Raw genomic sequence first — 11,918 nt, 5'->3', positions numbered from 1 at the left:
TATGCCTCCTAACCGTCGATTTCGAATGAGATGCGGTTTTGAATACCAGATACTTCTGCTGGTTCACCATTTACCACCCGCGGCTTGTATTTGAACTTCATCGCCGCATCCAATGCTGCGCGTTCAAATAGTCCTTCCGGCTCTGCTTCCACTACAATCGGATCTCTTACCGAGCCTTGCTTAGTGACGGTAAATTCCACGATAACGTAGCCTTCGATACCGCGCTGCAGTGCGCGACGTGGATAAACAGGTGCTACTTTTACTATGGGTAAGTACTCACCATCTCCAGACTCCAATGCCAGCCCACCGTCAAGGGCGACATCAGCGGATACGGCTTCCGAGAAATTCATACCGCCACCATCGTTGTTCGGAGTCGCTGCATCCAGCTGAGGTTGATCCATCTGTGGTGGTGGCTCTTTCGGCGGAGGTGGCTTACGAGGCTTACGCTCTTTTTGCTCTACCGCTTCTTCTCTTGGTACGCGAACAAAGTCCAGTACCCGGCCTTTGGGTGCATCGGTTAATGCACTACCACCACTTTCGATCAACGACTGCATTACGTAAAACAGGACCATAGTGATACCTGCACTTAGAATTAACGCAATCAATACTCGAATCATAATTACTGCTCTGCTGCGGCAATAGACACGTCATAAGCGCCAGCGGCACGAGCTGCATCCATTACTTTGATTAACTTATCAACGTTAGCTTCTTTGTCCGCTTGTATAACCACAGAACCCTGTGGGTTCTCGGCTTTCAAACGTTCAATGTTAGCTTGCACGGCACGTACATCCACCTTGCGCTTATTAATCCAGATTTCACCTTTGTCTGAAATCGCAACCAATATGGTGGCACGAGGCTTAGCCGCTGCAGTAGAGGCTTCAGGGCGGTTCACATCAATACCGGCTTCTTTAACAAAAGACGCGGTAACAATGAAGAAGATAAGCATGATAAATACAACGTCCAGCATGGGCGTCATATCGATTGTGGCTTCTTCTTCTTCTACTAAATTTTGAAAATGCTGTTTCATAAATTTTCTCGCTTTAAAGCTTGGGTATTAAAGCCCAATACTTTAGATATGTCTGTCCATTGCTAATGCTTCTTCAACATGGGTGCGCTCAGCTTTTACCGTTCTGGTTAACCAGGCCACAGCAAATACGCCAGAGAGTGCCCCAACCATTCCCGCCATCGTGGGGATAGTGGCTTTAGAAACACCAGAAGCCATAGAGCGGGCATTGCCCGAGCCGGAGATAGCCATAACGTCAAAGACTTCAATCATCCCGGTTACTGTACCCATCAGTCCCAATAAAGGACATAAGGCCACCAGCGCCTGAATGATGGCAACATTGCTATTCATGCCTAAGTGCAGGCGTGAAATCGTCATTTGTCGTATCTGTTCTGCATTCCAGGAGCTGCGATCTTTACGCGCTCCCCAGTTTGCAATGGCTTCATTTTTGGCTTTCTGGTGCCAGATAAAGAAGTACAGCGCCCGTTCTAAAATGAGTAGCCACATCACGAAGATCAGGATACCGATGTAGAACACGACGGCCCCACCGGTTTCCGTGAAATCGCGAATAGCTTCAAAAAACTCCATGAACATAGCTATTAACCTCTTTCAGCGCGCTCTGCAATCACCCCTGAAGACTGTTCTTGCAGAACTGCAACAATGCCTTTACTGCGCGTATTTAAGAAAGCGTAAAGCAACGTCGTTGGAATCGCGACAACCAGACCCAGTACCGTGGTTACCAGCGCTTGCGAAATACCGCCCGCCATCAGCTTGGGATCGCCAGTACCAAATAATGTGATGGCCTGGAAGGTCAAGATCATACCGGTTACGGTACCCAACAGACCCATTAGCGGCGCAACAACAGAGATAATTTTAACAATGGTCAGGAAGCGCGATAACTTAGGCAGCTCACCCAAAATAGCTTCTGTCAGGTGTAGCTCTAACGCCTCAACATCGGCATCTGGATATTTGTCTTTTACCATCAATACGCGGCCTAACGGGTTGTCCGCTTTAGGCGTAGAAGATTTTTGCTGAGCATTGACCTTCATTTGAATCAGAGAAAGATTAATTAACTGGATGATTGCCAATAAGAAACCTACCGCACCCACGCCTAAGATGATGTAACCCACAAGGCCACCTTGCTCAACACGCTCGCGGAAGTTAGGTGCTTGAACCAACAGGCCAAGAATTGAACCACCGGTTGGATCCAGACCAAACTTCACAAACTCACCATTTGACGCTTCAAGTTCATCGATGGAGCTCATGTAACGGTCAGCTGGTTGACGAATTAATTCTGCAACCGTACCTGTTGCCGGGTTGTAATCCAGATATTTACCGTCTGCCACCAACGCGAACGGTCCAACACGGGTAACGTCTTTATTAACCTTGTCACCGTTAGCTTCTACTACTTCGGTGGTGAAGTTAGTGACCTTACCAGCTTGGGTCATTTCACGCTGAATCTCAAACCAAACGCGCTCAATTTCTTCGATTGATGCCAGCTTGGAAGATTTCCCCATAGACTGAGCCAGGTTATCTAAAAACTCACCACGGCCGGGGATTTCAGCAGAAATCATAGAGTTCTGGAACTTGTTCTTGGTATCGCCAGACACCTGCTGAAGTACACCAAACAGCTCTTTTAACGAACCTAAACGCTTATCAAGGGCACCTTGAAGGTCGGCGATTTTGAATTCGTTTTCTTCAAAGGTGGTTTCCAGACGCTCACTATTCGCTTCTTCGTTAGCACGGGTTTGCTGCGCTTCACGGATCATGCGGTCTTGCTCAGCAACCTGGGCGCGAAACTGCGCCTCACGTTGTTGGTTTTGCTGATTCTGAGCGAATTTACCTTCTTCCAGTTGCTTCAATAAGGCATCCAGGTCAAGGTTTTTATTTTGTGCCATTGCACCACCAGAAAGGATGGAAGCAACGAACAATGTAGAAATAACTTTAACGAACTTTTTCATTGCGCAATATCCTTAGTTGGTTTTCTTCACTGGCAGCATCAGCAAGTCAGGTGCTTTTTGCTTTTTCGCCATGCGTAAACCGTTGGTAATTTGAGTGCGATAGCTGGAATCCAACAATTCCCAGGTTTTGGTATCCTGGTTCCATACGCCCTGCTCTGAGGCATCACGAGTTTGGTATGCCAACACTGTGCGACCCACGCGCAAAAAGTCCACATCGCGCTCCTGACCGTTAAGGTCCAGAATGCCCGAGTAGGCTTCCATAGAACGACCGTAATCCATTTCAACCTGATAAGCTTCCATAACGCGGCGGAACTTTTCTGATGCTGAGACATCAGCACGATCCATCATATCGCGCAGGTTTTCGATACGCTCAGAGCGCTCATCTGGCAAGAAAGGCACATCTAATTGCACGAACTGCTCAAGCCCATCAATCATGCGGATCATCAGTGGCGTAATTTGACGTTCGATAACGCTCACTTCGTCGATAGACTCATTCAGCGCGGCCATTTCTTCTACTTGATTGGCAATCTGCTTCTCTAACTGCGTGTTATAGACACGCAAACCATCAATTTCTTTGTTGATGGTTTTAAATGTCTGCAATTTGCTGTCTGCCTGCTCTGAGTAGGCATTCACTTTTTCCTGAGACATAGCAGCAGACTCGTTAATCTGCTTGGCTGAATCAATGGCTGGTTTTAGATAACCATCTTCTTGAGCACTTCCTGTCATAGACGCTACTGAAAACGCAGCTGCCACAACTGAAAGGGTAAAAGTTTTAGAAAACTTCATATAAGGGACCCTAAGATGTATGTTTTATAAACAATTAAGCGTGATATCGAAATTGCGGCAGATTGTAGGGGGGGAATATGATCGTTTTATTACATCCCAAAATCGCTTTTGGGACACAGCAAATAGCGGATAAAGAAGAGTGCCGGAATCGGCACTCTTAACAGTTTTATTACATTAGAAGTCGTAGCTAAAACCTAAGCTAAAACCAACCCCTTTGGTTTCGGTCAGCAAAGGCACATTCTCAAACTGGATATCCCTTTCTTGATTCAGAATATTGCTCAACTTGAACTTAACCGTAGTGTTGAAGTCCGGATAGTGAGTGTAAACAAAATCCAGTGAATGGAAGGCTTCTTCATAAGCATCATCCTGACCGGCAATACCCGCAAAGATAATGCGGGGACCTGAAACGTTATAAACCACCGTCGCTGAGTGCTCACCATTGGGTGAATCGTAACCCAACTGCAGGTTAACCACGTATTCGGAGTGGCCCGTCAAACGACGCGAGTCATTAGTGTAATCCGGGTTAACGCCCGTTTGCGCCGTGATTTTTTCACGGTCGAACTCGGTTTCCGAATCACTCAAGGTCACGTTACCTGACAAGAACAAGTCGTTCCAGAAGCTGTAAGGGTCATCGGACATAAAGTTCAAGCCCTGCAAGAACTCCACTTCCACACCATACACTTCGCCAGTTTCACTGTTGGCCAAACGCGTTCTTGGTGCCGAGTCACCTTGCTCAGTCTGGAAACCTTCAATAGGGTCAACCATGTCTTTGTAGAATAAAGCGACTGACAAGTTGTCGCCATTCTCGCGATACCATTCCCAACGAAAGTCATAATGCTGGATTTGTGTAGGACGCAGTCCAGGCGTACCACGAACAAAGTTATCGTTCTCATCAAGGAACAAAGCATCTGAGATTTCACGCAAGTCCGGACGCACAACCGTTTCTGCATAGTTGAAACGGAACTGCATGGTGTCATCCGGGATGTACGTTACCGCAAGCGCTGGATAGATATCATCTTCCTGGAAGGTCAGATCCTCGAAGTTACGCTCAACCGGGGTAGAGCCAACCCTTGAACTGGAGTCCAGAATGGCTTGTTTGAAATCTTCCCAACGGAAACCACCGGAAAAACGCCATTGGTTATTGAAGAAGGCATCAAATTCAAAATATCCCGCATCAACGATTTGTGCCGAGGTGTAATCATCACCTGCAGCAGACGATTGTCTCATCAAGTTCTGATTAGTCGGACTATCAAAATTGATGATCAGGTCATCGGTCAGGATATCGTTTAGATTCGCACCCACCAGATCAGCGGCATCGAAGCTGTTGGTCAAAAAGCCGATAGTCCGGTTCTCACCAATACGGGCTTTTTGCACCTGCTCGTAACCCGCTTTAAGTGAAATTTCCCATTTATCTAATGCGATGGGATATTCCGCGTTCCAGCCCCAGTTCTCAACATAATCGTCAAGACGCTGGAAGGTGTAATCCGTTTGACCTGTACGGCCGCGAATTAAGCTGATGTCTTCACTGCCGCGGTCAAAAGCACCATTACCGTTGGCATCGTTGAAATTGAAGCCGGTGGAGATGTTGCCCGGGGCATCCCTGAAACTTTTAGACTCAGAATATTTCCAGTCAAACGCCAGATAATCGAGAAAATCAAACGTATGGCTACCCTTGATCTGGCCAGAACGCATCCGGCGCTCCTCATATAATACGTCGTAAGAACGGATCAGTGTGCCTTCGTCAGTAGCAGTATTGGCGTTAAAGCCATAGCGCTCACGAATACGGTCACGCGTATCGTTCAGGATCAGCATGCTCACGTCAATCTTGTGGAAAGAGGTGTAACGCAAACCCATATTTAACATGCCAGACCATTTCACTGAGTGTTCGTTAGACTCACCCACAGGCCAACCAGACTGCAAAGACCAACCGCCTTCACCGTCAGAGCTAAACTGATTACCACGGTACTCTTCTTTTACCTGCCATGAATTATCATAGCCAGCGGTTGCCAGAAAACCAATAGTCCAGTCTTCATCGATATCGATGTAGTTACCTAAAGAAAAATCCAGGCTGGTATTGGGATCCACTGATTGCAAAGAAGGATCAAAGTCGCGATTTAAAGACAGCGCAACATCTTGCTGCTCAGCAATAGTCAGATCTTCAATCGACTTACGACGGTCGAATACATCGCGCAATACCGAAGGCATCGCACGGGTGCCGTCATCGCGACCTTGCCAGTCGTCACTGCCGCCGTTATAGCCCCAAGAATCATCCATATTCTCAGAATTTGAGCCGATGCTACCGGATAAATCCATCACAAAATCGGTAGGAATTGACTTAAGACGAATGTCTACCGCACCACCACCAAAGCCAGCAGGCATTGAAGGCGAAAACGCTTTTTGTACTGACAGACTTTCAATAATAGAAGCAGGGAACAAATCCAGCGGAATAACGCTACGAGTTGGATCCGGGCTCGGTACTGTCATGCCGTTTAATAATGTGCTTGAGTAACGTTCACCCAAGCCACGAATATAGATGAATTTACCATCTACCAATGTCAAACCTGTTACACGACGCAATGCAGAAGCTGCATCGCCGTCACCGGTTCTGGAGATTTGTTCTGCACCTAAAATATCCGCAACAAAGGCCTGTTCCTTACGCTCCTGCAATACCGCGGTGGCTGTTCCTTTCAGACGGGTTCCTGTCGCAACAACTTCTTCAATGGCAGCATCTTCTTCGCTCTCCTGAGCTTGCACCATAGTAGTTTGCGTTCCCAATCCTAATAGCACCGCCAATGACAGGTTTGCGTAGCGAAACCTTTTGGCAAATTTATTCATTAGTAACCTCATTTGAATGCGGATTTTAGTGATATTTGTCACTCACCAAAATCATTCGATTGAACCGAAAAAACGACGCTCAGGCAATAAATCTGTGTTACCTGGCGTCGGAATAATCATTGGCTTACAGTGTGGGTCTTATTCCAGACCTACAGTCCAGCCAGCAGTCCAATCGTTACCTTCTTCAACCGCACCGATGAAATCAACGTTGTCGAAGAAAGTGTCGCCAGTGAAGTCGTAAGCAGCTGCGTCAGAGATAGTGTAAACACCGTTCAGTACTGCTGCGCGGTTTTCACCAACAGAGTTGCCGTCTTGGCCTAAGAACCATGCTTCAAGGTCAACTGCACCGTCAGCATTCTTGAAGTTTTCGCCGTTTTCACAAGCGATAACAGAGTTTTGCATAGTTAAGGTACCGTCACCCAGGTTCGCCTGAGAAACTGCGTTGTCTTCAACTTCCAAACACTCACCCATGCCAGCAGGACCCGTTACAACCACGTTGTAGAACTGACCGCCAGTACCTTCACGCAGGTAGATACCTTCTGAAGGATCTTCACCTTGGTAGTTGTTACCAATACCAGTGAAGTTAGCAATCATTGGGTTAGACTGAGGCGTTGCCGCCAGGTTAGAACCGTCGTTATCAGCTTCGATTAAGCGGTTAGCTTCTGTATCGTCAGTCGCTTGTTGGATTAATACGTACTGTAATTTACCAGTGTAACCGTGATCCCAGTCTACGCTGTCGTCCTGGTTACCAGTAAGAACGATGTACTTAGCGTTAACCGTACCACCGAAGAACTCGATACCGTCATCAGAGTTTTGGTGAACCTGGATGTACTCAACAGTCGTACCTGAACCAACACCACCGAAAGTGATACCGTTTAATTCGTTACCCGGCTCAACTTCGAAACCACCGTGCTTAACTACTACATAGCGCAGAGTACCAGAGCTGTCTGTGTTATCAGTACCGCCGTAGAATGCACCCGCTACACCTTCAACTTCACGAGCACATGGTGTGCCGTCGGTAGGACACTTGTTACTTACTGCATTACCCAGTAATACGATACCACCCCATTGACCTGGTGCAGTCGCTTGACCCGTTACGTCTTGGTTAGAAGTGAATGTGATAGGTGCAGCAGCTGTACCTTCGGCCATGATTTCAGATCCACGGCTAACAACCAATGCGTCACTTGCGCTACGGCCGTAAATAGTTACGCCAGGCTCGATGGTCAAGGTTGCGCTATCAGCGTTGTCGTTACCGATGAAAGTTACACCAGACAATGCATAGATGTTACCTGCTGTCAGCGTCATGTCTTCAGTCACAACACCTGATGGAATTTCACAAGTCGTGGTTACACCGTCAACAGACAAAATGGCAGTAGTGCCAGAAGGACAACCCACAACAGGCGCAGAGTTGCTAACAGTAACGATACCGCCACCAAAACCAAATGCCCAACCTTCACGCCAGTCTGTAGCACCGTCGAAAGCACCCATGTAATCAGTTACGTCAAAGAAAGTATCAACCGCAGAAGCGTCCTGACCAGAACCCAACAGAGGAGAACCATTCATTGGCGTACCGTCAGAAGAAACCATTGGCGCTTCTAATACGACGTTGCCATCTTGCTCAAGGAACCAGGCTTCAAGGTCAACAGCACCGTCGGCATTTTTGAAGTTTTCGCCGTTAGAACACGCCATGGCAGAGTTCTGCATCATGATAGTGCCGTCTTGCAAGTTGGCTTGAGATACCGCGTTGTTTTCAACTTCGAAACACTCGCCCATTTCAGCAGGACCAGTTACAACGATGTTGTAGAATTGACCGCCAGTACCTTCACGCAAGTAGATACCTTCAGAGGGGTTGTCGTCAGCAGCGAAGTTGTTACCGATAGCCGTCATGTTAACTAAAGTCGGGTTAGACTTAGGATCTGCGTCTAAGTTAGAACCGTCGTTGTCAGCTTCGATGATGCGGTTTGCATCAGTCGCGTTAGGATTGTGTTGCACGTAGATGTGCTGCATACGACCTTGGTAACCGTGGTCCCAGTCAATGCTGTCGTCCTGGTTGTTAGTCAATACGAGATATTTAACGTCAACGTTACCACCGAAGAACTCAACACCATCATCAGAGCTGTTGTGAACTTGAATGTGGTCAACGGTTGTACCCGCACCAACACCCGCGAAAGTGATACCGTTTAATTCGTTACCTGGCTCAACTTCGAAACCAGAGTTTTTAACGATAACGTACTGTAAAGTACCAGAGTTATCTTCTGTGTCAGTACCGCCGTAGAAAGCACCCGCCACACCTTCAACTTCACGCGCACAGGCTGTGCCGTCAGAAGGACATTTGTTGCTTGGAGCGTTACCTAATAATACTAAACCGCCCCACTGACCCGGAGAAAGCGCCTCACCAACAACGTCTTGTAAAGAAGTCATGATGATTTGATCGTCAGCAGTACCAGCTGCTTCAAGTTTTGAACCACGGCTTACAACCAGAGCGTCACCGCCATTCTGACCGAATACGGTTACACCAGGTTCGATAGTTAAAGTGGCAGAATCAGTGTTATCACCACCTACGAAAACCGTACCGGACAATGCGTAGAAAGCACCTGCGATAAGCGTCGTATCTTCAGTGATAGTGCCAGAAATAGTTTGTACTACAACAGAGTTATCGTTTACGGCAGCACGAACAGCTTGAGTCAGACCAGCGTCAAACGTACCAGGAAATTCAACAGTTGGGGTATCGCCACCGTCGCCATCACCATTGCCGTTACCACCATTATTGTTAGTAGTATTGTTAGTGATAGTGTCACCAGTGATGTCACCTTCAGTGATGTTGATGTCACCGCCACAACCGGCCAGTGCTAGTGCTGCTGCGATAGCAGAAACCTGAAAAAACTTGTTAAGTTCCATTATGTGCTCCGAGTTGGAATTTTTGGGTTTAAAATTAAATCGCGCAGAGAGTAACGGAGCTCAATGACAATTTTGTTACAGGTGTGTAATACGTAACAAAACTTTCATAAACGAAAATAACGGAATGAATCGAATATCACGGCCTGGGCACCGGGACTAATCGGACAGTTCTTTTAGCACACTACTTGAACGCGTTAACCCCAAAGGCACATATCCTTCACGGCGAGTTATGGCATCGCCTTCTTTGGAATAGATAAAGCGAATAAATTCCAGATATGGATTGGGCAGAGGTTTGTCCGGCTCTTTATTCACCAACAAATACAGAAAACGGCTGTAGGGGTACAACCCACTGCGAATGTTGCTCTCAGAGGGGGCAACAGCGGCTTGCGCAGCATTGTTTTGCACAGACAAAAGTTTTACACCGGCATTCTGAAAGCCCCAGGCAGCATAGCCCATTGCCCCCTTGAAAAACGCCACTGACTGCACAATAGAGGAAGAGCTGGGTAACTCAGCCACCTTGGCTTTAAAATCACCGTCGCACAATACTTTGTTTTTGAACAGGCCATAAGTACCAGATACGGCGCTGCGACCGTATAGTCGAATGCGATAAGGATAATTTTCAGCACCATTTATTTGTGCCCAATTATCGATAGATTCGGCACCACCGCAAAATCGCGTCACCGAAAAGATACTGTCTATTTGTTCTTGCTTTAACGAGTTAACCGGGTTGTCGAGATCCACAAACAAGGTGATGGCATCCAAAGCCACCGGCACAAGTGTAGGCGCATAACCAAACTCCTCGTAAAATGCGTCCTGTTCAGATCTTTTCAGACTGCGGCTCATGGGACCAATACTGGCGGTCCCCTGGATCATTGCCGGCGGCGCGGTGGAAGAGCCTGCCGATTGCAATTGAAAATTCACTTGCGGATAGCGCTGATTAAACTCTTCAGCCCAGATAGAGATGAGGTTCGACATGGTATCGGAACCCACGGAAGTGATAGTGCCAGCTACGCCACTTTTTACCTGATAGGGTTCTGAATGCTCATGGGCCAAGACACTACCCATGCAAGTTAGTAAGCCTAAGGTCAGTGCTAATAATTTATTCTTTAATGGCAATAATCTGCTTAGCGAACGCAAATGAAAACTCACTACCTTGTCCCACATCACTGTTAATTTCGAGTTTGGAATTATGATGGGATAAGACGTGTTTCACAATGGATAATCCCAATCCAGTTCCCCCTGTCTTGCGGGAGCGTGCCTTGTCGACACGGTAAAAACGTTCAGTTAAGCGACTGAGGTGCTCTTCCGGGATGCCTTCTCCGTTATCGATAACTTTAAATCGCGCCCGGTCCTGCTCTTTACCCCAACACACCTTTATTTTTCCACCGTTGGGGGTGTAGTTAATGGCATTAAATATGAGATTGGAAAAAGCACTGCGCAGTTCGGTCTCAACACCGTAAATTTGTAATCCCTCATCGACCTCAAACTCGATGCTGTGCCCCTTATTTTTATTTAGTGACTGGGCTTCTATTTCAATAGTGCGCAATACCTGCGGTACGTTTACCACTTTTTCATACACTCGTTCGGTACTGGCTTCTATTCTGGACAGAGCCAATAATTGCTCCACCAGGCTTTGCATACGCGTAGATTGAGTACCCATTTCATCAAACGCTTTATCAATAAATGATTGAGGCATTTCCGGGCTTTCTTTGAGCATTTCCAGATAACCGCTCAATACCGTCAAAGGCGTGCGCAATTCGTGGGATACATTTGCCACAAAGTCTTTTCTGACTTGCTCAACATGACTGATTTGAGTGATGTCCCTGGCAATCAATAGATAATGTTTCTCACCATAAGGCATCATTCGAAATTCTAAAACCCGGCTAATATTAGTGGGAGATTCGATTTCAATTGGGCTATCGTAATTCCTGTTGCGTAAAAATTTAACAAACTCAGGATGGCGAATCAGATTATCAATGCGTCTTTCGGCATCTTCGGGCCAATTTAATCCAAGTTCAATACGCGCCAGGCGATTACACCATTCGATATGCCAATCGGCATCCAGCACGACCGCCGCGTCCGGCAGTGATTCTGATCCCTCGCGGAACCGTCGAATAAGGTTACCTAGCTTTTTGCGTTTGATCCTGTTGCGACGCTGCATGTAATAGATGCCGTCGTATATGTAGCCCCATATTCCAGAAGCATCAGGCGGTGTGAACTTTTTACTGTGCCATAACCAATTATTTAGCTTAACCAGGTGGTAATAATTGATCAGCACCAAAGCTGTAGAGGCGATTGCCAATGCCCAAAGCAAGGCATCAAAATACCAGCCCACCAGCATTGCCAGACCGTAAAACAGGGCGATACGAGTGATGCTTTTCACCCAAGAAAAAGGATTATACAAAAACGGACCTTTTCTGCTTCAGGGCACCCTC

General features: G+C 47.0%; 9 protein-coding genes. All 9 read right to left on the bottom strand.

Features of this window, described 5'->3' with window-relative positions; all coding sequences use genetic code 11:
- Positions 1–8: 8 nt before the first annotated feature.
- Positions 9–617 (bottom strand): energy transducer TonB, encoded by a 609-nt coding sequence (locus AABA75_RS04195; RefSeq protein WP_338291268.1) that lies wholly within the window; start codon positions 615–617, stop codon positions 9–11.
- A 2-nt stretch (positions 618–619) separates the two neighbouring features.
- Positions 620–1,027 carry an ExbD/TolR family protein gene (locus tag AABA75_RS04190; protein WP_229528233.1) on the bottom strand — a complete coding sequence of 136 codons (408 nt, stop codon included), beginning with the start codon at positions 1,025–1,027 and terminating at the stop codon, positions 620–622.
- Positions 1,028–1,069: 42 nt separating this feature from the next.
- Entirely contained in the window at positions 1,070–1,597 is a 528-nt protein-coding gene (locus tag AABA75_RS04185; protein WP_338291267.1) for a MotA/TolQ/ExbB proton channel family protein, read from the bottom strand.
- A gap of 5 nt (positions 1,598–1,602) precedes the next feature.
- Positions 1,603–2,964, bottom strand: coding sequence for a MotA/TolQ/ExbB proton channel family protein (locus AABA75_RS04180; protein WP_338291266.1), 1,362 nt, complete (start codon positions 2,962–2,964; stop codon positions 1,603–1,605).
- 12 nt (positions 2,965–2,976) lie between these two features.
- Entirely contained in the window at positions 2,977–3,750 is a 774-nt protein-coding gene (locus tag AABA75_RS04175) for a DUF3450 domain-containing protein (RefSeq protein ID WP_338291265.1), read from the bottom strand.
- Positions 3,751–3,924: 174 nt separating this feature from the next.
- Positions 3,925–6,585 carry a TonB-dependent receptor domain-containing protein gene (locus AABA75_RS04170; RefSeq protein ID WP_338291264.1) on the bottom strand — a complete coding sequence of 887 codons (2,661 nt, stop codon included), beginning with the start codon at positions 6,583–6,585 and terminating at the stop codon, positions 3,925–3,927.
- Between the two features lie 138 nt (positions 6,586–6,723).
- Complete coding sequence (locus AABA75_RS04165; RefSeq protein WP_338291263.1) at positions 6,724–9,483, bottom strand: hypothetical protein; 2,760 nt, start codon at positions 9,481–9,483, stop codon at positions 6,724–6,726.
- A 156-nt stretch (positions 9,484–9,639) separates the two neighbouring features.
- Entirely contained in the window at positions 9,640–10,599 is a 960-nt protein-coding gene (locus AABA75_RS04160) for a PstS family phosphate ABC transporter substrate-binding protein (RefSeq protein WP_338291262.1), read from the bottom strand.
- Entirely contained in the window at positions 10,583–11,887 is a 1,305-nt protein-coding gene (gene phoR, locus AABA75_RS04155) for a phosphate regulon sensor histidine kinase PhoR (protein WP_338291261.1), read from the bottom strand. Before phoR ends, AABA75_RS04160 begins: the two co-directional genes overlap by 17 nt.
- Between the last annotated feature and the right edge of the window lie 31 nt (positions 11,888–11,918).

It is taken from the genome of Planctobacterium marinum (genome assembly GCF_036322805.1).
In the GTDB taxonomy this organism is placed as follows: domain Bacteria; phylum Pseudomonadota; class Gammaproteobacteria; order Enterobacterales; family Alteromonadaceae; genus Planctobacterium; species Planctobacterium marinum_A.
This window is presented reverse-complemented; position numbering and strand designations above follow the sequence as displayed.